Source organism: Pantoea sp. X-Soil-MYKO-1289 (assembly GCF_059730625.1).
In genome coordinates this window covers 3,914,983-3,938,317 of sequence record NZ_AP036004.1, presented here as the reverse complement: position 1 = coordinate 3,938,317, position 23,335 = coordinate 3,914,983, and the positions used below count along the sequence as shown (strand labels likewise).

18 protein-coding genes, 1 tRNA gene and 1 pseudogene are annotated in these 23,335 nt (G+C 59.2%); 16 read left to right on the top strand and 4 right to left on the bottom strand.

The window, feature by feature from the left end; all coding sequences use genetic code 11:
- Window positions 1–21: 21 nt before the first annotated feature.
- The gene (priA, locus tag AC6I7Z_RS18655; RefSeq protein ID WP_497815280.1) at window positions 22–2,217 is read right to left on the bottom strand and encodes a primosomal protein N'; all 2,196 of its coding nucleotides are present in this window, start codon (window positions 2,215–2,217) and stop codon (window positions 22–24) included.
- 233 nt (window positions 2,218–2,450) lie between these two features.
- Between priA and rpmE the strand changes: the two genes are divergently transcribed.
- Complete coding sequence (gene rpmE / locus AC6I7Z_RS18650; protein WP_033754439.1) at window positions 2,451–2,666, top strand: 50S ribosomal protein L31; 216 nt, start codon at window positions 2,451–2,453, stop codon at window positions 2,664–2,666.
- 407 nt (window positions 2,667–3,073) lie between these two features.
- On the opposite strand, the gene metJ is transcribed toward rpmE, so the two are convergent.
- Window positions 3,074–3,391 carry a met regulon transcriptional regulator MetJ gene (gene metJ / locus AC6I7Z_RS18645; protein ID WP_033754441.1) on the bottom strand — a complete coding sequence of 106 codons (318 nt, stop codon included), beginning with the start codon at window positions 3,389–3,391 and terminating at the stop codon, window positions 3,074–3,076.
- 265 nt (window positions 3,392–3,656) lie between these two features.
- Between metJ and metB the strand changes: the two genes are divergently transcribed.
- The 3 genes from metB (at window position 3,657) to metF (ending at window position 8,364) form a co-directional block, all read left to right on the top strand.
- Complete coding sequence (gene metB, locus AC6I7Z_RS18640; protein WP_497815279.1) at window positions 3,657–4,817, top strand: cystathionine gamma-synthase; 1,161 nt, start codon at window positions 3,657–3,659, stop codon at window positions 4,815–4,817.
- 2 nt (window positions 4,818–4,819) lie between these two features.
- Window positions 4,820–7,255, top strand: a complete 2,436-nt coding sequence (locus tag AC6I7Z_RS18635) for a bifunctional aspartate kinase/homoserine dehydrogenase II (RefSeq protein WP_497815278.1) — start codon at window positions 4,820–4,822, stop codon at window positions 7,253–7,255.
- A gap of 212 nt (window positions 7,256–7,467) precedes the next feature.
- Window positions 7,468–8,364, top strand: a complete 897-nt coding sequence (gene metF / locus AC6I7Z_RS18630) for a methylenetetrahydrofolate reductase (RefSeq protein WP_497815277.1) — start codon at window positions 7,468–7,470, stop codon at window positions 8,362–8,364.
- Between the two features lie 27 nt (window positions 8,365–8,391).
- Here the strand turns inward: metF and AC6I7Z_RS18625 are convergent, their stop codons facing one another.
- Window positions 8,392–9,993 carry a gamma-glutamyltransferase family protein gene (locus tag AC6I7Z_RS18625; protein WP_497815276.1) on the bottom strand — a complete coding sequence of 534 codons (1,602 nt, stop codon included), beginning with the start codon at window positions 9,991–9,993 and terminating at the stop codon, window positions 8,392–8,394.
- A 525-nt stretch (window positions 9,994–10,518) separates the two neighbouring features.
- Here AC6I7Z_RS18625 and AC6I7Z_RS18620 point away from each other — a divergent pair.
- Window positions 10,519–10,812, top strand: a complete 294-nt coding sequence (locus AC6I7Z_RS18620) for an HTH-type transcriptional regulator (protein ID WP_033754453.1) — start codon at window positions 10,519–10,521, stop codon at window positions 10,810–10,812.
- 40 nt (window positions 10,813–10,852) lie between these two features.
- Here AC6I7Z_RS18620 and AC6I7Z_RS18615 read toward each other — a convergent pair whose 3' ends face one another.
- Entirely contained in the window at window positions 10,853–11,446 is a 594-nt protein-coding gene (locus AC6I7Z_RS18615) for an HD domain-containing protein (RefSeq protein WP_497815275.1), read from the bottom strand.
- A 65-nt stretch (window positions 11,447–11,511) separates the two neighbouring features.
- Here AC6I7Z_RS18615 and AC6I7Z_RS18610 point away from each other — a divergent pair, with 65 nt between their 5' ends.
- From AC6I7Z_RS18610 to bcsQ, 11 genes and pseudogenes are all read left to right on the top strand, one after another.
- Entirely contained in the window at window positions 11,512–11,976 is a 465-nt protein-coding gene (locus tag AC6I7Z_RS18610; protein ID WP_497815274.1) for a MarR family winged helix-turn-helix transcriptional regulator, read from the top strand.
- A gap of 88 nt (window positions 11,977–12,064) precedes the next feature.
- Window positions 12,065–12,493, top strand: a complete 429-nt coding sequence (locus tag AC6I7Z_RS18605) for an organic hydroperoxide resistance protein (protein WP_033754461.1) — start codon at window positions 12,065–12,067, stop codon at window positions 12,491–12,493.
- A 260-nt stretch (window positions 12,494–12,753) separates the two neighbouring features.
- Window positions 12,754–14,427 (top strand): annotated as a pseudogene (eptB, locus tag AC6I7Z_RS18600) (kdo(2)-lipid A phosphoethanolamine 7''-transferase); the annotation flags it as partial.
- A 131-nt stretch (window positions 14,428–14,558) separates the two neighbouring features.
- Window positions 14,559–14,635: transfer RNA gene (locus tag AC6I7Z_RS18595), tRNA-Pro, on the top strand.
- A gap of 1,043 nt (window positions 14,636–15,678) precedes the next feature.
- Entirely contained in the window at window positions 15,679–17,289 is a 1,611-nt protein-coding gene (gene dppA, locus AC6I7Z_RS18590) for a dipeptide ABC transporter periplasmic-binding protein DppA (RefSeq protein ID WP_497815273.1), read from the top strand.
- A gap of 299 nt (window positions 17,290–17,588) precedes the next feature.
- Window positions 17,589–18,608 carry a dipeptide ABC transporter permease DppB gene (gene dppB, locus AC6I7Z_RS18585; protein ID WP_033754467.1) on the top strand — a complete coding sequence of 340 codons (1,020 nt, stop codon included), beginning with the start codon at window positions 17,589–17,591 and terminating at the stop codon, window positions 18,606–18,608.
- Between the two features lie 9 nt (window positions 18,609–18,617).
- Window positions 18,618–19,520 carry a dipeptide ABC transporter permease DppC gene (gene dppC, locus AC6I7Z_RS18580; RefSeq protein WP_497815272.1) on the top strand — a complete coding sequence of 301 codons (903 nt, stop codon included), beginning with the start codon at window positions 18,618–18,620 and terminating at the stop codon, window positions 19,518–19,520.
- An 11-nt stretch (window positions 19,521–19,531) separates the two neighbouring features.
- A complete protein-coding gene (gene dppD / locus AC6I7Z_RS18575; RefSeq protein WP_048783781.1) occupies window positions 19,532–20,518 on the top strand; it encodes a dipeptide ABC transporter ATP-binding protein in 987 nt (328 codons plus the stop codon).
- Window positions 20,508–21,530: a dipeptide ABC transporter ATP-binding subunit DppF gene (dppF, locus tag AC6I7Z_RS18570; RefSeq protein ID WP_497815271.1), complete on the top strand. Its 1,023-nt coding sequence runs from the start codon at window positions 20,508–20,510 to the stop codon at window positions 21,528–21,530. Before dppD ends, dppF begins: the two co-directional genes overlap by 11 nt.
- Window positions 21,531–21,981: 451 nt before the next feature.
- Window positions 21,982–22,539: a cellulose biosynthesis protein BcsO gene (gene bcsO, locus AC6I7Z_RS18565; RefSeq protein ID WP_497815270.1), complete on the top strand. Its 558-nt coding sequence runs from the start codon at window positions 21,982–21,984 to the stop codon at window positions 22,537–22,539.
- Window positions 22,530–23,333 carry a cellulose biosynthesis protein BcsQ gene (bcsQ, locus tag AC6I7Z_RS18560; protein WP_033754478.1) on the top strand — a complete coding sequence of 268 codons (804 nt, stop codon included), beginning with the start codon at window positions 22,530–22,532 and terminating at the stop codon, window positions 23,331–23,333. The genes bcsO and bcsQ overlap by 10 nt, the downstream gene beginning before the upstream one ends.
- Window positions 23,334–23,335: the final 2 nt, after the last annotated feature.

The window sequence follows — 23,335 nt, the reverse complement described above, 5'->3', positions numbered from 1 at the left end:
TTTTCGATCTGGCTCGCAGGCTTAGCTTTCGGTGGGGTCGATATCGAGCGTCCATTTGACTTTGCGAGCGGCGGGCAGGGTCGCGATCAGCGGCAGCGAGCCGTCGAGCAGCTGCTGCAGGCGCTTACGCGAGGCGTGCTGCACCAGCAGCTGCCAGCGCCAGCGTCCGCCGCGCTTTGGCTGCAGCGCCGGCACCGGGCCCATCAGCCACATCGCGGTATCCTTCAGCGGGCTGGCGTCGAGCAGATTGCGCAGCTGCTGCAAAAATTCGGCGGCCTGCTGGTTGTCGTGATCCTCGGCGCGAAACAGCGCGTGGCTGGTCCAGGGGGGCAGCATGACCGACTGGCGCTCCAGCAGCGTCTGCTGGGCGAAGGCGAAATAGCCCTGGTGCAGCAGCGTCTGCAACAGCGGATGTTCCGGATGGTGGGTCTGCAACAGCACTTCGCCCTGTTTGCCAGCGCGACCGGCGCGGCCCGCAACCTGCGTATAAAGCTGCGCGAAGCGCTCGGCGGCGCGAAAGTCGGCGGAGAAAAGCGCGCCGTCGACGTCCAGCAGCGACACCAGCGTCACGTCAGGAAAGTGGTGGCCTTTCGCCAGCATCTGCGTACCCACCAGGATGCGCGCGCCGCCGCGATGCACGTCGGCCAGATGCTGCTCCAGCGCGCCTTTACGGCTGGTGGTGTCGCGATCGATGCGCGATATCGGCACCCCAGGGAAGAGGGTGCCGAGCTGCTGCTCCAGCTGCTCCGTGCCGACGCCGACCGGCAGCAGATGCGTCGAGCCGCACTGCGGGCACTGATTGGGTAGCGGTCGCTGGCTGTCGCAGTGGTGGCAGCGCAGCTGGCGCTGCTGCTGGTGCAGGGTATAGTAACGCTCGCAGCGCTGACACTCCGCAATCCAGCCGCAATCGTGGCAGAGCAGGGCGGGCGAATAGCCGCGGCGGTTGAGAAACAGCAGCACCTGATTATCCGCCTGCAGATGCTGGCGCATTTTGCCGATCAGCGCCGGCGCCAGTCCGCCAATAAGCTGCTGGCCTTTGAGATCCACCAGCTGCTGCAGAGCCGGTTTCGCATTGCCGGCGCGTTTTGTCAGGTCGAGCTGGCGATATTTGCCGCTGCGCACGTTGTGCAGCGTCTCAAGCGCGGGCGTCGCCGAGCCCATCACGATCGGGATATCCTCTTCTCGCGCGCGGAATACCGCCAGGTCGCGCGCCTGATAGCGCCAGCCTTCCTGCTGTTTATAAGAGCTGTCGTGCTCTTCGTCGATGATGATCACGCCCGGACGCGCCAGCGGCGTAAACAGCGCCGACCGCGTGCCGATGATAATGGCGTTTTCGCCCTGGCGTGCGCGCAGCCAGACGGCAAGGCGCTCGCTGTCGTTGAGCGCAGAGTGCAGCACGTCGACCGGCGCGTCGAAGCGCTCGCGAAAGCGGGCGATGGTCTGCGGCGTCAGGCCAATCTCCGGCACCAGCACCAGCGCCTGCTTGCCGCGCGCCAGCACATTTTCCAGCACGCTGAGATAGACTTCGGTTTTGCCGGAGCCGGTGATGCCGGCCAGCAGCCAGGCGGCGTAGTGCTCATCTTCGCTGCGGATAGCGCCGACCGCCATCGCCTGATCGGTATTGAGCCGCAGACGCTCGCCTTTGACGGCGTAGCGCGTGCGCCAGTCCAGCCGCTGCGGCTGGTGTTCGCGCAGGTCGCACAAGCCTTTCGCGCGCAGCGCCTGAAAGGCGGTTTCGGTAAGATCCTGCTCGGCGACCTGATGGCGGTAGAGCGGCTGATTACGCAACGCCGCCAGCGCCTGCTGCTGTTTCGGCGCGCGCTTCAGGCTCTCCGGCGCGGTCGCCTGGCCCTGCTCGGTGATGATCCACTGCCACAGCGGCGCGTCCTGCGCCGGCTTGCCCTGGCGCAGCAGCACCGGCAGCGCGTGGCTCAGCACCTCGCCCACGGGCGAATGGTAGTAACCCGCCGCCCAGTTGAGCAGCCGCCATAGCGAAGGCGGATAGAGTGATTCGCTGTCCAGCACGTCGGCGACGCGCTTGAGCTGCGCCTCCGGCAAATCGCTCTGTTCGCGGAAGCCCACCACGACGCCAACCATTTTCCGGTTGCCGAACGGCACGCTGACGCGCCCGCCCAGTACCGGCTGCGCGCCGTGCGGCGGCAGATAGTCAAACAGACGGGGTAGCGGAACGGGCAGGGCAACCTGAACGACGGGCATGGCGATCTCTTTCCGGTTCAACGATTCATAGCGGGACGCCTAGTGTACACGCTGGCGCGACCAGCGGGTATCTTGCAGAAGATTTGCTAAAAGCGGTTATTTTCTGTATAGTATGCCGCCTTTGGTGAGAAAGGTCTCGCCAGAGCCTAAACATTAATGTTCAACCGCGTGTGGTGCTGTGCAGGTTTTTAGCCTGGCACGGAGAGCGACACGGCCTTTTATGAGGTTCTCCCATGAAACAAGGTATTCACCCGAAATACGAAGCTGTGACCATCACCTGCACCTGCGGTAATGTGATTCACACTCGCTCTACTATGGCTCACGACATGAACCTGGACGTCTGCGGTAAATGTCACCCGTTCTACACTGGTAAGCAGCGTGAAGTTGCAACCGGTGGCCGCGTTGACCGCTTCAACAAGCGTTTCAGCGTACCGGGCGCTAAAAAATAAGTTTTCTGAGCGGAATGATTCGCGCCTGGCGCTGAGTCATTCCGCTTTGCTGTTTTCTCTTCGCATTATCTCTCCGACTTCTTCTTCCGTTCTGCACTCTTCATCACATCCGTTGACTGCCTGTAGGCGCAGCGCACGCTGACATCCTGATTTTATCCGGCAGCAGACTGGCCCTGTTTATTTTCTGGCCATTAAACGTCGGCGAATCTCGCGCTGGCAAGTGCCAGAGAGAATAATCAAAAAGAGAAGGTTTTCTGGTGTGCGGGAAGGTCTTTACTGATGAGAGCAGGAAAAATGTTTCTTTCGGCGACGCTTGCCGATAGCAATACGCGACAAACAGTTAGCGCAAGAAAACTATGGCAGCAGAGTCTCACACGATAATCTGCTGCCAGCGGCAGGCAACGCTATCAATATTCCCAGGTGTCGGGATCGACGCCTTTTTCGCGCATAATTTTTTTCGCTTCTTCCGGAATTTCATCGCTGCGTTCTTTGCGCAGATCGACATCGTCCGGCAGCGGCTGTCCGGTGAAAGCATGCAGAAAGGCTTCACACAGCAGTTCGCTGTTGGTGGCGTGACGCAGGTTATTCACCTGACGACGAGTGCGCTCATCCGTTAAAATTTTCAGCACGCTCAACGGGATAGAGACAGTGATCTTTTTAACCTGCTCACTCTTCTTACCGTGTTCAGCGTAGGGGCTGATATATTCGCCGTTCCATTCAGCCATGGGTTACCTTAATCAAAAGTTGAAAGTGGGAAATCCGTGGATTATGCCCGATTTTACCGTGCCTGACCTCTTGAACTGCGGGGTTTCTTCATCCTGGCCGCAAAAGCGGACGCAAAATGCAGGCAATGAGGCGTAATTTTAGCGGGTTATGGCATTCTGCTCAATCTATACGCAAAGACATTTAGATGTCCAGATGTATTGACGTCCAATTGTGGAATGTTATCCTGATGCCTCTTTATTACTCTCTTCAGGAACAAAAAGCACCATGACGCGTAAACAGGCAACCATCGCAGTCCGCAGCGGTTTGAATGATGACGAGCAATATGGCTGCGTTGTCCCGCCGATTCACCTCTCCAGCACCTATAACTTCCTCGATTTTAACGAACCGCGCGCGCATGACTATTCGCGCCGTGGCAACCCGACGCGCGACGTGGTGCAGCGCGCGCTGGCGGAGCTGGAGGGCGGGGCGGGCGCGGTGCTGACCAATACCGGCATGTCGGCGATCCATCTGGTGACGACGGTGTTCCTGAAGCCGGGCGATCTGCTTGTCGCCCCGCACGACTGCTACGGCGGCAGCTATCGCCTGTTCGACAGCATGGCGAAGCGCGGCGCTTACCGCGTGAAATTCGTCGATCAGGGCGATCGCGCGGCGCTGGATGCGGCGCTGGCGGAGAAACCGAAGCTGGTGCTGGTGGAGAGCCCAAGCAATCCGCTGCTGCGCGTGGTGGATATCGCCGCCATCTGCGAGGCGGCGCGCGGCGCAGGTGCCGTCAGCGTGGTCGACAATACATTCCTCAGCCCGGCGCTGCAAAACCCGCTGGCGCTGGGCGCAGGCCTGGTGATCCACTCCTGCACCAAATATCTCAATGGCCACTCCGACGTGGTGGCGGGCGCGGTGATTGCGAAAGATCCGGCGTTAGTAACCGAACTCGCCTGGTGGGCGAATAATATCGGCGTCACCGGCGCGGCTTTCGACAGCTACCTGCTGCTGCGCGGTCTGCGCACGCTGGCGCCGCGTATGGCGGCGGCGCAGCGTAACGCGCTGGCGATTGTGAGCTATCTGCAACAGCAACCGCTGGTGAAAAAGCTGTATCATCCTTCGCTGCCGGAAAACGCCGGACACGAATTCGCGGCGCGTCAACAGCGCGGCTTCGGCGCGATGCTGAGTTTCGAGCTGGACGGCGACGAAGCTTTGCTGCGTCGTTTTCTCAAAGCGCTGCAGCTGTTTACGCTGGCGGAATCGCTCGGCGGCGTAGAAAGCCTGATTTCCCACACGGCGACCATGACGCACGCCGGCATGTCGGCGGAAGCGCGCGCCGCGGCGGGTATTTCCGAGACGCTGCTGCGCGTCTCTGTGGGCATTGAGGATCATGAAGATTTAATCGCCGATCTGGATAATGCGTTCCGGACGGCATCCGAGGGTTAAAAATGACGATTTCAGCCGGCGCGGCAACGCCGAATAGTAAGCAGTTGCACAAATTTGGCGGCAGCAGCCTGGCGGATGCGCGCTGTTATCAGCGCGTCGCCAGCATCATGGCGGATTACAGCCAGCCGGGCGATTTGATGGTGGTGTCCGCGGCTGGCTCTACCACTAACCAGCTGATTAGCTGGCTGAAGCTCAGCCAGAGCGATCGCCTGGCCGCGCATCAGGTGCAACAGGCTTTACGGCGTTATCACAGCGAGCTGATCGCCGGACTGCTGCCGGTTGAATATGCCGAGCCGCTGATGGCGAACTTTATTCGCGATCTGGAAAAGCTCGCTGCGCTGCTCGACGGCGCCATCAGCGACGCGGTCTACGCTGAAGTGGTCGGCCACGGCGAAGTGTGGTCGGCGCGCCTGATGGCGGCGGTGCTGAGCCAGCGCGAAATCGACGCCTGCTGGCTCGACGCGCGCGACTTTCTGCGAGCGGAGCGCGCCGCGCAGCCGCAGGTCGACGAAGGCAAATCCTGGCCGCTGCTGCAAACGCTGCTGGCGCAGCATCCGCACCAGCGTATCGTGGTGACCGGCTTTATTAGCCGCAACGACGCGGGCGAGACCGTGCTGCTGGGGCGCAACGGTTCCGACTACTCCGCCACGCAGATTGGCGCGCTGGCGGGCGTTGGCCGCGTCACTATCTGGAGCGACGTCGCCGGCGTTTACAGCGCCGATCCGCGCAAAGTTTCCGACGCCTGTCTGCTGCCGCTGCTGCGCCTCGACGAAGCGAGCGAGCTGGCGCGCCTTGCCGCGCCGGTGCTGCATACGCGCACGCTGCAGCCGGTTTCCGGCAGCGATATCGATCTGCAACTGCGCTGCAGCTATCAGCCGGAGCAGGGCTCGACGCGCATCGAGCGCGTGCTGGCGTCCGGCACCGGCGCGCGCATCGTCACCAGTCATGACGATGTCTGCCTGATTGAGGTTCAGGTGCCGGAGCGGCACGATTTCGCGGCGCTGCATAAAGAGGTCGAGCTTCACCTCAAGCGCGCTCAGCTACGCCCACTGGCGACCGGCGTGCATCCGGATCGCCAGCTGCTGCAGCTCTGCTATACCGCCGAAGTGGTCAACAGCGTGTTTCAGCTGCTGCAGGATGCGGGTCTGCCCGCCCATCTGCAGCTGCGCGAAGGGCTGGCGCTGGTAGCGCTGGTCGGCGCGGGCGTCACGCGCAACCCGCTGCACAGCCACCGCTTCTGGCAGGAGATCCAGGATCAGCCGGTCGAGTTCGTCTGGCAGTCGGAAGATCACATCAGCCTGGTGGCGGTGCTGCGCGTCGGGCCGACGCAGTCGCTGGTGCAGGGGCTGCATCAGTCGCTGTTTCGCGCGGAAAAGCGCATCGGTCTGATGCTGTTCGGCAAAGGCAATATCGGCTCGCGCTGGCTGGAGCTGTTCGCGCGCGAGCAGGAGGCGCTGTCGGCGCGCACCGGCTTTGAATATGTGCTGGCGGGCGTGGCGGACAGTCGACGCAGCCTGCTGAGCTATGAGGGGCTCGACGCCAGCCGCGCGCTCGCCTTTTTCGATGATGAGGCGGAGGAGCGCGACGAAGAGTCGCTGTTCCTGTGGATGCGCGCGCATCCGTTCGACGATCTGGTGGTGCTTGACGTCACCGCCAGCACGCCGCTGGCGCAGCAGTATCTCGATTTCGCCAGCCACGGCTTTCACGTCATCAGCGCGAATAAAGTCGCCGGGGCGTCCGACAGCCAGAGCTGGCGCCAGATCCGCGACGCCTTTACCAAAACCGGACGACACTGGCTCTATAACGCCACGGTCGGCGCCGGTTTGCCGATTAACCACACGGTGCGCGATCTGCGCGACAGCGGCGACACCATTTTAGCCATCAGCGGCATCTTCTCCGGCACGCTCTCCTGGCTGTTCCTGCAGTTCGACGGCACGGTGCCTTTTACCGAGCTGGTGGACCAGGCGTGGCAGCAGGGCCTGACCGAACCGGATCCGCGCGTCGATCTGTCAGGTCAGGACGTGAAGCGCAAGCTGGTGATCCTCGCGCGCGAGGCGGGCTACAACATCGAGCCTGACCAGGTGCGCGTCGAGTCGCTGGTGCCGACCGGCTGCGAGGCGGGATCGATCGACGATTTCTTCGAGCATGGCGACGCGCTTAACGAACAGATGCTGCAGCGGCTGGAAGCGGCGCAGGAGATGGGGCTGGTGCTGCGCTACGTGGCGCGTTTCGACGCCAGCGGCAAAGCGCGCGTCGGCGTCGAAGCGGTGCGGCCTGAGCATCCGCTGGCGTCGCTGCTGCCGTGCGATAACGTCTTCGCGATTGAAAGCCGCTGGTATCGCGACAATCCGCTGGTGATCCGCGGTCCAGGCGCGGGACGCGACGTCACCGCCGGCGCAATTCAGTCCGATATTCATCGACTTGCTCAACTGCTGTAATCTTTGACGCGCCTGTCTCCGTGGCAGGCGCTCAACGCCACTTTTCTATCCGCATGAATTTCCCTCACGCTGTTTGAATATTTGTCACGCCGCTTTATTACTTTTCAGTTGACGCCTGTCTGAGATTGGTTCATTTTGTGCATCTGGACGTCTAAACGTATGGATGTTCGTAGATCGCAAATTAACCTGACGTTTTTGATGAGGTAAGCAGGATGAGTTTCTTTCATGCCAACCAGCGCGAAGCGCTGAATCAGAGCCTGGCGGAGCTGAACGGGCAAATTAATGTCTCATTCGAGTTTTTTCCGCCCCGCACCAGCGAAATGGAAGAGACCCTGTGGCACTCAATCGATCGTCTCAGCAGCCTGAAGCCGAAATTCGTCTCCGTCACCTACGGCGCCAACTCCGGCGAGCGCGACCGCACCCACAGCATTATTAAAGGCATTAAAGATCGCACCGGCCTCGAAGCCGCACCGCACCTGACCTGCATTGACGCCTCGCGCGACGAGCTGCGCGCAATTGCGCAAGATTACTGGAACAACGGCATTCGCCATATCGTGGCGCTGCGCGGCGATCTGCCGGCGAACGGCGGCAAACCGGAGATGTACGCCTGCGATCTGGTGTCGCTGCTGAAAGAGGTCGGGGATTTTGATATCTCTGTGGCCGCCTACCCGGAAGTGCATCCCGAGGCGAAAAGCGCGCAGGCCGATCTCATCAACCTGAAGCGTAAAATCGATGCGGGCGCCAGCCGCGCCATCACCCAGTTCTTTTTCGATGTCGAGAGCTACCTGCGCTTTCGCGACCGCTGCGTCGCTACCGGCATCGACGTCGAGATCGTGCCGGGTATTCTGCCGGTGTCGAACTTTAAACAGCTCACGCGCTTCGCCACCATGACCAACGTGCGCGTGCCGGGCTGGATGAACGCGATGTTTGCGGGGCTGGACGATGATCCAGAGACGCGCAAAATGGTCGGCGCCAATATCGCCATGGATATGGTGAAAATTCTGTCGCGCGAAGGGGTGAAGGATTTCCACTTCTATACGCTAAACCGCGCAGAAATGAGTTACGCCATTTGCCATACGCTGGGCGTACGACCGGTTCTGGCGGCCTGACGGGGCAGCGCTGCTGCCCCTGTCTCGCTAAAACACCACCGCCTGACCATCCTTTCTGCTCTCTGTCGCCGCGATATAGAACCCCTGCGGGTCGCGAACGATCGCCTGCGCGCCGCCGAAGTTATAGCCCTGCAGCGGATCCTCCAGCGTTACCTGATGTCCCAGCCGACGCAGCGCCGCCAGCGTATTGCGCTCAAGCCCGGATTCGAATACCACGTGACGACCCTGCTCCACGCGCCAGCGCGGCGCGTCGATTGCCGCCTGCGGATTCTGTTTGTGCAGCATAATGCGCAGCGCCAGCTGCAGATGGCCCTGCGCCTGCATCGGCCCGCCCATAACGCCGAACGACATTAACGGCGCGCCCTGCGCGTCGAGGGCGAAAGCCGGGATGATTGTATGGAAAGGGCGCTTGCCGCCCGCCACCACGTTGGGATGCGCGGGATCGAGCGAGAAGCCCGCGCCGCGATTCTGCAAACTGATGCCGGTGCCAGGCACCACTACGCCGGAGCCAAAGCCCATAAAGTTCGACTGAATAAAAGAGACCATCATGCCGCTGGCGTCGGCGGCGCTGAGATAGACGGTGCCGCTCTGCTGCGGCGCGCCAAAGACGAAGTCGCCCGCGCGTTGAGGATCGATTAGCGCCGCGCGCTGACGCAGGTAGCGCTCGCTCAGCAGCCGCTGCGCCGGAAACTCAAGATGATCTTCATCGCTGACGTAACGCGCCAGATCCACCAGCGCCAGCTTCATCGCCTCAATCGAGAGGTGCAGCCAGGGAACGGAGTCGGGCGCGTAGCGGCCGATATCGAGCTGCTCGAGAATGCCCAGCGCAATCAGCGTGGCGATCCCCTGGCCGTTGGGCGGCAGTTCCTGCACCGATCCGCCGGCAAACGGCTGCGACAGCACGCTGACCCAGTCGGCGCGATGTCTGTCGAGATCCTCCAGCGTCAGCGCGGCGTTGTGCTGGCGGGCGAAGGCGACCATCTTTTGCGCCAGCTCGCCGCGATAAAAACTCTCTCCGTTGCTTTCAGCGATCTTTTGCAGCGTGTCGGCCTGTGCCGGATTGCGAAACAGTTCGCCAGCGCGCGGCGGCCTGCCGTCGGGCGCAAAGCATGCGCAAAAGCCGGGCTGATGCTGGAGTTTGTCGAAACCGCGCTGCCAGAGTTCGCCGATCAGCGGCGAAACCGGAAAGCCGTTGCGCGCGTAGTCGATGGCGGGCTGCGCCAGCGTGGTCAGCGGCAGGGTGCCGAAACGCTCCGCCAGCGTAACCCATGCCGATACTGCGCCTGGCACCGTCACCGCTTCCCAGCCGATCTCCGGCATGCGGCTGCGGCCGACGAAGCGCCCGGGATGCCAGGCGGCCGGCGCGCGGCCCGACGCGTTCAGACCGTGCAGCCGGCTGCCGTCCCAGATGATGGCGAAGGCGTCGCTGCCGATGCCGTTGCCGGTCGGCTCCAGCACCGTCAGCGCCATGGCGGTGGCGATCGCCGCGTCCACCGCGTTGCCGCCCTGCAGCAGCATACGCAGACCCGCCTGCGACGCCAGCGGCTGAGAAGTCGCCACCGCGTTGCGGCCCATCACCGGCACGCGATGCGACGCGTAGCTGGCGTGAAAATCGAACTCAGAATGCATTTCCCGTTCCTTAGCAGAGTGCAGCTGCGCCATAACAATGTGCCGAAGTGGTGCAATGTCTATCCTGTCGCAGGCCGGGGAAGAGGTGAAACAAGAAAAAATCACAGGCTTTGCATCCTGGCGCGATTTTTGCCTGATTATTAGACAGAAAGCTTTACAGTAGCAGTGTAAACGGTGCGCATTTTTTGCAATTTTTGCGCTTTTTTTAAGCGCAGCGCGGCGGGTTTGCCTTTTGTGATCAAAGGCTTGTTTTGCTTATAGCGAAAAGGACAGCTTTAGCTAAAAAAATAATCGATATTCACGCAGCAAATCGTCAGGTCTCTATCCATACTTAGAATCCCGGCGAGATGGCGCATTGCTCTGGCAACCTTACCAGGCAGTGGGCATCAGGCTGTGTCCCGTAGGGGTTTTACTAACGATAACCATAAACCCTTGCGGGATACAGCCTGCAAAGATCGGTGTGTGAACCATTTGGTTTTTACCTCTACTTTCACGTGATTCATAGTGAGTTTTAAGGAGTTCTCTATGGAAGTAAAAGATCCTGTTTTTGAATTGCTCAGCAGCCTTGAGCAGATTGTACTGACACGTGATGCAACACCTGCCACAACTGAAATTCAGCTTCAGCCCGCTATGCCAGAGCCGCAACGCCTGCGTGAGTTAACCGGAATGAAAGTAGATGAATTTGCCAAAGTGATGGGCGTCAGCGTCTCCTCAGTAAAAAGCTGGGAAGCGCGCCGTACACGTCCTTCCGCGACGGCGCAGAAACTGATGAAATTGCTGCATGCCAACCCCTATCTCGGACGGCAGTTACTGGATTAAAAACAAGAAAAAAAGAGAACCCGCCGCGGCGGGTTTTTTTTTAGCTCAGCTCGCCATATTTCGCCGCCTGTTTAACGAACCAGCTTTCCGGCACGCTGTAGGGCGGTTGGCTGAGCTGCGCGATGCCCTGTTCGATAATGGCGCTGGCCTGCTGCCATAGCTGGGCGTCGCCCTGCTTCAGCAGTTGGATCTGAACGCGTTTCTCCACCAGATAGATGCGGGCGAAGTGGGGATCGAAGCGTACGATGGCGCGCGTATTATCGATAATATCGGCCAGCTTGACGGTTTGCGCCTCGGGCGACGCCTCGGCGGTATGGCGAAAATGCGCCAGCTTGCGCGCGGCGCGGTTTTTCGCCTGCGGCTGGACGCTGTCGGTCAGCATTCCCACCAGCTGTGCCACGCGCGAACCGAAGTGCGCTTCAATGTCGGCCAGCGTGGTGGCGGTATCCTCAACCGTATCGTGCAGCCAGGCGGTCGCCAGCAGGGCGTCGTCTGCGCTGACGCTGCGCACCAGCTCCGCCACGGCGGCGGGGTGCACGATATAGGGTTCGTCCGTATATTTGCGCCGTTGACCGGCTTCAGCATGAGCGCGCGTCGCGTAGCGTCGCGCCTGCTCTTCCAGCGATTCCAGCATGCAAAAGCCCTCCTGGTTAAAAAAGTTGCTTGCAATTATCTAGCGCGCTATTTATATTAACTGCCATGAACAGTAACCAAAATGACAAAAAAGTGAAGACGGCGCCACTGTTGGTCAATCAACAGCTCTGCTTCGCGCTCTATTCCGCCAACCTGGCGATGAATAAAGTCTATCGACAACTGCTGTCGCAGGTCGATCTCACCTATCCGCAATATCTGGTGATGCTGGTGCTGTGGGCGCAGGACGATCTCACCGTCTCTGAAATCGGCGAGCAGCTGTTTCTCGACTCCGCCACGCTGACGCCGCTGCTGAAGCGGCTGGAAAGCGCAGGATTGATCAACCGCCAGCGTTCTCGTCAGGATGAACGTCAGGTGGTGGTCACGCTGACGGAGCAGGGCCGCGAACTGCAAAGCCAGGCGAGCGCTATTCCAGAGGCGATTCAGTGCGCCACGGCCTGCGATGATAAGGCGCTGCTGGCGCTGAAGAACGGGCTCGATTTACTGCGCGACAATCTCAACCGGTCGCGCTAAAGATTTACCGGGCGCTCGCGCCCGCTGAAACACCTGCTACACTCATATTAATCGCGTACGATTAAATCGTTTATACAGAGAGGAAGTTATGTCTTTAGAGAAAGTTGTTTATACCGCAAAAGCCAAAGCAACCGGCGGCCGTGATGGCCGTGCAACCTCTTCTGACGGCGTGCTGGACGTGAAGCTGGGCGTGCCGAAAGAGATGGGCGGCGCCGGCGGCGAAGTCACTAACCCGGAGCAGCTGTTCGCTGCCGGCTATTCCGCCTGCTTCCTCGGCGCGATGAAGTTTGTAGCGGGCCGCGACAAAATCGCGATGCCGAAAGACGCATGGATTGAAGGCGAAGTCGGCATCGGCCCGATTCCGAACGGTTTTGGCATCGAAGCTAAACTGAATATTCACCTGCCGGAGATGGATGAAGCGGAAGCGCAGAAGCTGGTTGACGCCGCGCATATCGTTTGTCCTTACTCTAACGCCACGCGCAATAACATCGACGTGACGCTGAATATTATTCGCTAAGTTTTACGGGCCCCTCAGCGGGCCCGCTTTGGTTTTCCCCGCTTTTCTGGCGCCTGTTGCCGCCGTCTTTTCTGGCCACTCTGGTTATTTTATGTTCTACTGTGCCGCCTCGTGAAAGAGCTGTCCGATCCCGTTCAGATTCTTCCTGTTCGCCTGACAATCGTCATGTCTCTGCGCTAATTAAGCGAACTCTTCCGCGTTGCGATAGTCACAATAGCGTTCAACATCATCGTGCTTAAGTCCCGGGAAAACCCTTTAAAATGAATTATATTAAGACCATAACTCAGCAAAAGCTGTCGCTGCTGCTGGCGTTATACATCGGCATCCTGCTGAATTTGCCGATTTTTTACCGTCGTTTTGACGGCTTTCTTACCAAATCCACACCCACCAACTGGCTGACGGCTTTCACGGAAGTGATGGCGATTGTCGTGCTGACTTTTTTCCTGATGCGTTTGCTGTCGCTGGGCGGCAAACGTTTGTATCGCGTGCTCGCCACGCTGCTGGTGCTGATTTCCGTCGCTGCGGCCTACTATATGGCCTTTTTCAACGTGGTGATCGGCTACGGCATCGTCGCCTCGGTGATGACCACCGATGTCGACCTGTCAAAAGAGGTGGTCGGCCTGCACTTCGTGCTCTGGATGGTCGGCGTCAGCGCGCTGCCGCTGCTGATGATCTGGCGTAATAACCTCAGCCAGACGCTGATGGAGCAGCTGCGCACGCCGGGACAGCGCCTTAAGCCTGCGCTGTTGATGCTGTTGTGCGTGGCGCTGGTGTGGCTGCCGATCCGCTATTTCGACAAGCTGCAAAAGGCCAATGAAGAGATCACCAATATCGATCTGCCGAGCTACGGCGGCGTGGTGGCGCACTCTTATTTGCCGTCAAACTGGCTGGCAGCGGTAGGGCTGTTTGCCTGGACACGCATTGATGAGACGCTGGACAGTCAGGAGCTGCTCGATCCGGCGAAGAAGTTTACCTATGTCGCGCCGCCGGGCATCGACGATACCTATGTGGTGTTCGTGATCGGCGAGACCACGCGCTGGGATCATATGGGCATGCTGGGCTACGATCGCGATACCACGCCGAAGCTTTCTAAAGAGAAGAATCTGGTGGCGTTCCGCGGCGAGTCGTGCGACACCGCCACCAAGCTGTCGCTGCGCTGTATGTTCGTGCGCGAAGGCGGCACCGAGGATAGTCCGGGACGCACGCTGAAAGAGAAGAATATTTTCGCCGTGATGAAGGAGCTGGGCTTTTCGTCCGAGCTGTTCGCCATGCAGAGCGAGGTCTGGTTTTACGATAATGCGGAGGTCGATAATTTCGCCTTCCGCGAGCAGATTGGTTCGGAGCCGCGTAACGCAGGCAAGTCGGTTGACGATATGCTGCTGGTGCCGGAGCTGAAGGCGTCGCTGGATCGCTATCCGCACGGCAAGCATTTGGTGGTGTTACATACCAAAGGTTCGCACTATCTCTATTCGCAACGCTATCCGCGCAGTTTCGCGCGCTATCAGCCGGAGTGTATGGGCGTCGATGAGACCTGCAGCAAGGCGCAGCTGATTAACGCCTACGATAACTCGATTCTTTACGTGGATAGCATGCTCGATAGCGTGCTCGATCAGCTGCGCGATAAGAAAGCGATTGTGTTTTATGCCGCCGACCACGGCGAGTCGATTAGCGAGAATATGCACCTGCACGGTACGCCGCGCGAGCTGGCGCCGCCGGAGCAGTTCCGCGTGCCGATGATGGTGTGGGCGTCGGATAAGTATCTGGCCGATGCCAATAACCGCGCTAATTTCGAGCGTCTGCAGGCGCAGCAGCGCGTCGGGAAGACGCATCGCCACGTTGAGCTGTTCGATACGATTCTGGGCTGTCTGGGCTACAGTTCGCCGAACGGCGGTATTAAAGCGGCGAATAACTGGTGCCAGGCGCCGGTTTCGTCGCACAGCGACGCGCGGGATGTGACTGAGAAGCACAAGGATTTTGGCGGGCAGGCTGCTTTCCAGGCGAACGCGGCTAAACCGCTAAAAAGCGGTTGACGCTGACAATCGGGCGCAGTAACATGCGCCCCCATCGGTGAGTGGCGCAGCCTGGTAGCGCACTTCGTTCGGGACGAAGGGGTCGGAGGTTCGAATCCTCTCTCACCGACCAGATTTAAGAAACCTGCTTGAAAAAGCAGGTTTTTTTTCGTCTGCAGAAAAACGATGCTGTAAGGCTCGTGCTCACGCGAATGGCATGGACGGATCGCAAAGTCGCTCAAGGCATCCATGCTCGCTCGGCCCGCGACATCCCTGTCGCGGGACGCTTTGCTCTTCCGTCCATGCCATCCGCGTTTAAGCTCAGGTGCGGCCTGTTTTACTGCTATCTGAGAAGCATGATATATCTGTGCCAGCCATCTACATTGGCACCTGTATTAATGTCATTCTCTTCACGCTTAAATGCGCGGCCCAATAAAAAAAGCATGATTAAAAGTGTCATTCGCATAAGTTTTTGTGAGGCATTAACCGCGCGGATCGAACAATTTCGCCGGCTCTTTTTTCGATATAATATCGCCTGTGATTGTTTCAGCTTTTTCTCGCGGTTTTATTAGAAACCCGACGAAATCTCTCTTTGCCGCCGTGCAGGCCGATTTGGTCTGATTATTCCCCTTTTTGATGCGCTAACGCGCGCCGCGCCTGGCCCAGACGCTTATTTCGCATCGCGTTTTTCTTATGACCTTTTTTATCGTCATGCAGATTGCTTATGCCTGAATTCCAGCATTTTTCACTACCTGGACGCGATAACGCACGATGAATCGTTCAGTTATTCAACATTTATCGCGCAGTCGCCGGTGTTTTTTAGCGGTGAGAATCACTGTCAATTATCGCCGGGCTTAGTGAGATATATGGTCTGGCGGCGAAAAGCGCTATGCAATATCCGGCAATTGAGCAATAAAGCTTTTTTTTACCGTTGCTTGCTATTCCTCACACTCTGTGTAAATAACTCGCGGCTGTATTGACGTTTATTGCAACTGTTGACAAATTGATGCGTCAATAAAGTTGCAGAAGCGGCGTGATCCGGCAGTTTCCACGGCGTCGGGAAAACACAACAAGAACGCTCCGCACTTTCGACCACGTCAGTGGTCCGCCTGAACCGCATAAAAAAAACAGAGGTCGGGCAATACACACAACATCACATCACAATGGAGCAAAAGCATGATCAACTCCCTGGCCAAATCCAGGATGCTGAAGGTCGGTCTGAGCCTGATTGCTATGACCGTCGCCGCAGGTGTTCAGGCAAAAACCCTCGTTTACTGTTCAGAAGGCTCGCCGGAAGGCTTTAACCCGCAGCTGTTCACCTCTGGCACCACCTATGACGCCAGCTCCGTGCCGATCTATAACCGTCTGGTTGAGTTCAAAATCGGCACCACCGAGCTGCAGCCTGGCCTGGCGGAAAAATGGGACGTCAGCGATGACGGCAAAACCTATACTTTTCACCTGCGTAAAGGCGTGAAGTGGCAGACCACCAAAGATTTTAAACCGACGCGTGAGTTTAACGCCGACGACGTGGTGTTCTCTTTCGAGCGCCAGCTGGATAAAAACAACAGCTTCCACAACGTTTCCGGCGGCAGCTACGAATATTTCGAAGGCATGGATATGCCGAAGCTGATCGGCAAAATCGAGAAAGTTGACGACTACACCGTGCGCTTTACCCTGACGCGTCCGGAAGCGCCGTTCCTCGCCGACCTCGGCATGGACTTCGCGTCGATTCTGTCGAAAGAGTATGCGGACAAGATGCAGAAAGCCGGTACGCCGGAGAAGCTGGATCTGAACCCGGTCGGCACCGGGCCGTTTGTGCTGCAGCAGTACCAGAAAGATTCGCGCATTCTGTATAAGGCCAACCCGGATTTCTGGGGCACCAAGCCGAAAATCGATCGTCTGGTCTTCTCTATCACGCCGGACGCCTCTGTGCGCTACGCCAAACTGCAGAAAGGCGAGTGCCAGGTGATGCCGTACCCGAACCCGGCCGACATCGCCAGCATGAAGAAAGACACCAAAATCAACCTGATGGAGCAGCCGGGCCTGAACGTTGGCTATCTCTCGTTCAATACCGAGAAGAAGCCGATGGATAACGTCAAGGTGCGTCAGGCGCTGACCATGGCGGTGAATAAGCAGGCGATTATCGACGCCGTGTATCAGGGCGCAGGCCAGGCCGCGAAGAACCTGATCCCGCCGACCATGTGGGGCTACAACGACGCGATTCAGGACTACGCCTACGATCCGGAAAAAGCCAAAGCGCTGCTGAAAGAAGCGGGTCTGCCGGACGGCTTCTCTATCGATCTGTGGGCGATGCCGGTTCAGCGTCCTTACAACCCGAACGCGCGCCGTATGGCGGAAATGGTTCAGGCTGACTGGGCGAAAATCGGCGTGAAAGCCAAAATCGTCACCTACGAGTGGGGTGAATACCTGAAGCGCGCGAAAGCGGGCGAACACCAGTCGGTGATGATGGGCTGGACCGGCGACAACGGGGATCCGGACAACTTCTTCGCCACGCTGTTTAGCTGCGCGGCGGCAAAAGATGGCTCCAACTACTCACGCTGGTGCTACAAGCCGTTTGAAGATCTGATCCAGCCGGCGCGCGCCGAGGCGGACCACAATAAACGTATCGAGCTTTATAAGCAGGCGCAGGTGGTGATGCATGACCAGGCGCCGGCGCTGATTATCGCGCACTCTACGGTGTTTGAGCCGGTGAGCAAAAAAGTCTCTGGCTACGTGGTCGATCCGTTAGGTAAACACCATTTCGAAAACGTCGATATCCAGGAATAACGCCTGCGGTACGGGCCGACCAGTTCGGCCCCTGAGCGGGCGCTTGCCCGCTCGGTCGACGCGCATTTTCGGCTAACTTCTTCGAATAAAACCCAACATCTTCGCGCTGCAGGAAAGCGGCGAGCCGACCAGTCTCCGACATTTGCCGCGGTAAATGTCGGGCCGGGGCCCTCGCGCCTGCGCAGCGAAAGATGACGGTTAACGCACTTTGCGTCGCGCCCGCGATGTTTTTCGGGAGCGAGTTGTGAGCAATAGATCCCGCGGCTTACCGCGGCGGGAAAAGACTGAGAATCCGGCTTATGCTGCAGTTCATACTCCGACGTCTGGGACTTGTCATCCCGACATTTATCGGCATTACCCTGTTGACCTTCGCATTCGTGCATATGATCCCCGGCGATCCGGTGCTGATCATGGCGGGCGAACGCGGCATCTCCCCGGAACGTCACGCCCAGCTGATGGCGGCCTTTGGCCTCGACCAGCCGCTGTGGAAACAGTACGTTCACTACATTTACGGCGTGCTGCATGGCGATCTGGGCATTTCGCTCAAGAGCCGCATCCCGGTATGGGATGAGTTCGTCCCGCGCTTTAAAGCCACGCTGGAGCTGGGCATCTGCGCCATGATCTTCGCCGTCGCCGTGGGTATCCCGGTAGGCGTTCTTGCGGCGGTGAAACGCGGCTCCATCTTCGACCATACCGCGGTCGGCATCTCCCTGACCGGCTACTCCATGCCGATTTTCTGGTGGGGCATCATGCTGATCATGCTGGTGTCGGTGCAGCTTAACCTGACGCCGGTTTCCGGGCGCGTCAGCGATACCGTGTTCCTGGACGACAGTAATCCGCTTACCGGCTTTATGCTAATCGACACCTTCTTCTGGGGCGAGGCGGGCGACTTCAAGGATGCGGTGATGCATATGATCCTGCCCGCTATCGTGCTCGGCACCATCCCGCTGGCGGTGATTGTGCGTATGACGCGTTCGGCGATGCTGGAAGTGCTGGGCGAAGATTATATCCGCACCGCGCGCGCGAAAGGCCTGACGCGCATGCGCGTTATCGTGGTTCATGCGCTGCGCAACGCCATGCTGCCGGTGGTCACGGTGATTGGCCTGCAGGTCGGCACGCTGCTGGCGGGCGCCATCCTGACGGAAACCATCTTCTCCTGGCCCGGCCTCGGCCGCTGGCTGATCGAAGCGCTGCAACGCCGCGACTATCCGGTAGTGCAGGGCGGCGTGCTGCTGACTGCGGTGCTGATTATCCTGGTCAACCTGCTGGTTGATCTGCTGTACGGCGTGGTCAATCCGCGCATACGACATAAGAAATAAGGGGGCGTCATGTCTGTTGTTGATCCCGCAAGCGTACCCGCTGCACCCAAGCCGATGACCCCCATTCAGGAGTTCTGGCACTATTTTAAACGCAATAAAGGCGCGGTTATCGGCCTGATCTATGTGGTGCTGATGCTGCTGATCGCCATCTTCGCCGGCGCGCTGGCGCCGCATGCGCCCGCAGAGCAGTTCCGCGATGCGCTGCTGCATCCGCCGGTCTGGCAGGAAGGCGGCAGCTGGAGCTATATCCTCGGCACCGACGATGTGGGCCGCGACGTGCTGTCGCGTCTGATGTACGGCGCGCGCCTGTCGCTGCTGGTGGGCTGTATGGTGGTGGTGCTGTCGCTGATCCTCGGCGTCGTGTTCGGCCTGCTGGCGGGCTACCTCGGCGGCGTAGTGGACGCCATCATCATGCGCATCGTGGATATTATGCTGGCGCTGCCGAGCCTGCTGCTGGCGCTGGTGCTGGTGGCGATCTTCGGTCCGTCGATCGTTAACGCCTCTATCGCGCTGACCTTTGTCGCGCTGCCGCACTATATCCGTCTTACTCGCGCCGCGGTGCTGGTTGAGGTTAACCGCGACTACGTCACCGCTTCCGGCGTGGCGGGCGCGGGCATGCTGCGTCAGATGTTCGTCAATATTCTGCCTAACTGTCTGGCGCCGCTGATCGTGCAGGCGTCGCTGGGCTTCTCCAACGCCATTCTCGATATGGCGGCGTTGGGCTTTCTCGGTATGGGTGCGCAGCCGCCGACGCCGGAGTGGGGCACCATGCTCTCCGACGTATTGCAGTATGCGCAAAGCGCCTGGTGGGTGGTGACCTTTCCCGGTCTGACCATTCTGCTCACCGTGCTGGCCTTTAACCTGATGGGCGACGGCTTACGCGACGCCCTCGACCCGAAACTCAAGCAGTAAGAGGCACCGAGATGGCGTTATTAAATGTAGATAAATTATCGGTGCATTTTGGCGACGATAAGACACCGTTCCGCGCGGTCGACCGCATCAGCTATCAGGTTGAACAGGGGCAGGTCGTGGGCATCGTCGGCGAGTCCGGCTCAGGCAAATCGGTCAGTTCGCTGGCGATTATGGGCCTGATCGACTTTCCCGGCAAAGTGATGGCGGAGAAGCTGGAGTTCAACCAGCGCGACCTGAAACGCATCTCCGAGAAAGAGCGCCGCCAGCTGGTGGGCGCGGAAGTGGCGATGATTTTCCAGGATCCGATGACCAGCCTGAACCCCTGCTACACCGTGGGCTACCAGATTATGGAAGCGATTAAGGTGCATCAGGGCGGCAACCGCCGCACCCGCCGTCAGCGCGCTATCGATCTGCTGACGCAGGTCGGCATTCCCGATCCGGCGTCGCGTCTCGACGTCTATCCGCACCAGCTGTCGGGCGGCATGAGCCAGCGCGTGATGATCGCCATGGCGATCGCCTGTCGGCCAAAGCTGCTGATTGCCGACGAGCCGACCACGGCGCTGGACGTGACCATTCAGGCGCAGATTATCGAGCTGCTGCTGGAGCTGCAGCAGCAGGAGAATATGGCGCTGATCCTGATTACGCACGATCTGGCGCTGGTGGCGGAAGCCGCGCACCATATCATCGTGATGTATGCGGGTCAGGTGGTCGAGAGCGGCAAGGCGAGCGATATTTTTAAAGCGCCGCGTCATCCCTATACCCAGGCGCTGCTGCGCGCGCTGCCGGAGTTCGCCGCCGACAAGGCGCGTCTGGCCTCGCTGCCGGGCGTGGTGCCGGGCAAATATGACCGTCCGATCGGCTGCCTGCTGAATCCGCGCTGTCCGTACGCCACCGATCGCTGCCGTAAAGAAGAACCTGCCTTACGCGACATTCCGGGGCGTCAGTCCAAATGTCACTATCCGCTGGATGATGCCGGGAGACCGACCTATGAGTCTTGATAATACCAGGCAGGATTACCTGCTGCAGGCGATTGACCTGAAAAAACACTATCCGGTGAAGAAAGGCCTGTTCGGCCAGGAGCGCCTGGTGAAAGCGCTGGATGGCGTCTCCTTTAATCTGGAGCGCGGCAAAACGCTGGCAGTGGTCGGCGAGTCCGGCTGCGGCAAATCGACGCTCGGCCGCCTGCTGACCATGATCGAAACGCCGACCGAAGGTCAGCTCTACTGGCACGGACAGGATCTGCTGAAGCACGATCCCCAGGCGCAGAAGCTGCGCCGTCAGAAAATCCAGATTGTGTTCCAGAATCCCTACGGCTCGCTCAATCCGCGCAAAAAAGTCAGCCAGATCCTTGAGGAGCCGCTGCTGATTAATACCGCGCTGAGCAAGGCGGAGCGTAAAGAGAAGACGCTGGAGATGATGGCGAAGGTCGGCCTGAAAACCGAGCATTACGATCGCTATCCGCATATGTTCTCCGGCGGTCAGCGTCAGCGTATCGCCATCGCGCGCGGGCTGATGCTCGAACCCGACGTGCTGATCGCCGACGAACCGGTCTCGGCGCTCGACGTCTCCGTGCGTGCGCAGGTGCTTAACCTGATGATGGATTTGCAGCAGGAGATGGGGCTCTCATACGTCTTTATCTCGCACGATCTCTCGGTGGTGGAGCACATTGCGGACGAGGTCATGGTGATGTATCTGGGCCGCTGCGTAGAGAAGGGCAGCAAAGAGGCGATCTTTAACAATCCGCGCCACCCCTATACGCAAGCGCTGCTGTCGGCCACGCCGCGCCTCAACCCGGATGACCGGCGCGAGCGCATCAAGCTGACCGGCGAGCTGCCCAGCCCGCTCAACCCGCCGCCGGGCTGCGCCTTTAACGCGCGCTGCCGTCGCCGCTTCGGCACCTGCGTGCAGCTACAGCCGAAGCTGAAGCGCTACGGCGATCAGCAAATCGCCTGCTTCGCCGTCGACCAGGATGAAAACCAGCCGGTCGGCGCGGCGGAAGGGATGGTTTAAACAGAGAGGCTCCGTAAGGGGCCTTTTTATTGCCCACTCTTCATGCCATCTGATACATCTTCAGCCGCCGTAAAAAAATTTCGCGTAAAAGATTATCGTCGCTGACCTGAGCGGCTATCGCGATGCGTTATCTAAAGCGTAAAACGCCCGTCAGCTTTGCATTAAGGAAAAACGCAATAAAGTCTCGATACGCTATTGGCAGCGCCATCAAAGGGTAAGGCGTAATTTTTATTACTGAACCCCCAATAACGGCTTATCTATTTCAGTTAAGGTTAATTAATTAATTTATTGGAAAAACCAGCAAGAAAGGCTTTTGTGGGTTTTAAATCAATCATAAAGATAAAACTCTTTTATTGAATGTGTGTCTTTTATAATCAGATTTTTCTCACCGGGCCTAAATGGATGTGATATATTCCTGGCAAATTTTTTCCTGAATGCAGGCCATGGCCCGATGAAAAACTATGACGATTTGCAGCGTTTCAAAGAAAAAACGCAAACGCTCGATATCGCCTTTAAAGATATGTCAGGCCAGCTGCAGGAACCCGCCGAAAATAGCCAGTGGGCGCTTATTCGCCAGCTGGCGAATGAAGACGCCTCAACGCCGTTCAGCGGCAGCCAGCGCATCGATCTGCCGCAGCCGCAGCCGCTGCGCGGCGATGAGTTTCGCGCGCCAGCCGCCTCGCCGCTGATGCGTCAGCCCGCGGCGGCGTCGCCTGCCGGCGCACGCAGCAGCAACATTCTCGACAGCCTGACGGATCGCGCGCCTGCTGCTGCGCCCCGCTCTTCGCTCTTCCCGGCGCCGCCTGTAGCCGCGGCGCAGCCCGCCGTTGCGGCCGTCGCGCCGCTTAGCGTACCCGCCGCGCCCGTTTCCGCGCCGCCCGTTCAGGCGTTTGGTTTGCCCGCGCGCCGCTTTGGCGGCCTGTTTCGCGCGCGCCACAGCGAGCCGGTCAGCCTGCCGAAAGAGACCCTGCTCAAACCGTTACTGGAGAAGATTGCGCTATGCCGTTAGTTTGTGTGTGCTCGCCGAAAGGGGGAGTCGGAAAAACCACGCTGGCAGCCAATCTGGCCTGGGGATTAGCGCGGGCGGGCAGCAAGGTATTAGCGATCGATTTTGACGTGCAGAACGCCCTGCGTCTGCATTTCGGCGTGCCGCTCAACGACGGCCGCGGCTTTGTCGCGCGTTCGGAAGAGCAGGCGGACTGGAGCCAGTCGATCCTCACCACCGGCGGCAATATTTTCGTACTTCCCTACGGCGACGTGACCGAGCCGCAGCGCGAACGTTTTGAAGAGAACCTGGCGAAAGATCCCCACTTCCTGCGGCGCGGGCTGGATACGGTGCTGAACTATCCCGGTCTGGTGATCGTCGCCGACTTTCCGCCCGGCCCCGGCCCGGCGCTAAAAGCGATGAGCGCGCTGGCGCAAATGCACCTGGTGGTGATGCTGGCCGATACCGCCTCGGTTTCGCTGTTACCGCAAATTGAAAATAACCGCATGATTGGCCAGCCGCTGAATAATCAGCTGGGGCACTACTTCGTGCTGAACCAGAGCGACAACCGCCGCAATATAAGCCGCGACGTCACCGCCTTTATGCAGCAGCGGCTGGGCGACAGCTTACTGGGCGTGGTGCATCGCGATGAGAGCGTGGCGGAAGCCAACGCCTCCCAGCAATCAGTTTACGATTTCAGCCCTGCGTCCGCCGCCGCGTTCGATATTGAACTGATTGGAAAACGCGTGGCGAATATCCTCAATATTTCCGTCGGTAATGGCGAAGTTCAGGCGCCGATCCGCAGCAGCCACTATTAATT

Excerpts from the sequence above, each read along its gene's own strand:
- metJ (WP_033754441.1), bottom strand. The coding sequence starts at position 3,391 with ATGGCTGAATGGAACGGCGAATATATCAGCCCCTACGCTGAACACGGT.
- AC6I7Z_RS18615 (WP_497815275.1), bottom strand. The coding sequence starts at position 11,446 with ATGCTGGAATCGCTGGAAGAGCAGGCGCGACGCTACGCGACGCGCGCT.
- AC6I7Z_RS18635 (WP_497815278.1), top strand. The coding sequence starts at position 4,820 with ATGACGATTTCAGCCGGCGCGGCAACGCCGAATAGTAAGCAGTTGCAC.
- bcsQ (WP_033754478.1), top strand. The coding sequence starts at position 22,530 with ATGCCGTTAGTTTGTGTGTGCTCGCCGAAAGGGGGAGTCGGAAAAACC.
- priA (WP_497815280.1), bottom strand. The coding sequence starts at position 2,217 with ATGCCCGTCGTTCAGGTTGCCCTGCCCGTTCCGCTACCCCGTCTGTTT.
- dppF (WP_497815271.1), top strand. The coding sequence starts at position 20,508 with ATGAGTCTTGATAATACCAGGCAGGATTACCTGCTGCAGGCGATTGAC.
- dppB (WP_033754467.1), top strand. The coding sequence starts at position 17,589 with ATGCTGCAGTTCATACTCCGACGTCTGGGACTTGTCATCCCGACATTT.
- metF (WP_497815277.1), top strand. The coding sequence starts at position 7,468 with ATGAGTTTCTTTCATGCCAACCAGCGCGAAGCGCTGAATCAGAGCCTG.
- AC6I7Z_RS18605 (WP_033754461.1), top strand. The coding sequence starts at position 12,065 with ATGTCTTTAGAGAAAGTTGTTTATACCGCAAAAGCCAAAGCAACCGGC.
- dppD (WP_048783781.1), top strand. The coding sequence starts at position 19,532 with ATGGCGTTATTAAATGTAGATAAATTATCGGTGCATTTTGGCGACGAT.
- dppC (WP_497815272.1), top strand. The coding sequence starts at position 18,618 with ATGTCTGTTGTTGATCCCGCAAGCGTACCCGCTGCACCCAAGCCGATG.
- metB (WP_497815279.1), top strand. The coding sequence starts at position 3,657 with ATGACGCGTAAACAGGCAACCATCGCAGTCCGCAGCGGTTTGAATGAT.
- dppA (WP_497815273.1), top strand. The coding sequence starts at position 15,679 with ATGATCAACTCCCTGGCCAAATCCAGGATGCTGAAGGTCGGTCTGAGC.
- AC6I7Z_RS18620 (WP_033754453.1), top strand. The coding sequence starts at position 10,519 with ATGGAAGTAAAAGATCCTGTTTTTGAATTGCTCAGCAGCCTTGAGCAG.
- rpmE (WP_033754439.1), top strand. The coding sequence starts at position 2,451 with ATGAAACAAGGTATTCACCCGAAATACGAAGCTGTGACCATCACCTGC.
- AC6I7Z_RS18625 (WP_497815276.1), bottom strand. The coding sequence starts at position 9,993 with ATGCATTCTGAGTTCGATTTTCACGCCAGCTACGCGTCGCATCGCGTG.
- AC6I7Z_RS18610 (WP_497815274.1), top strand. The coding sequence starts at position 11,512 with ATGAACAGTAACCAAAATGACAAAAAAGTGAAGACGGCGCCACTGTTG.
- bcsO (WP_497815270.1), top strand. The coding sequence starts at position 21,982 with ATGAAAAACTATGACGATTTGCAGCGTTTCAAAGAAAAAACGCAAACG.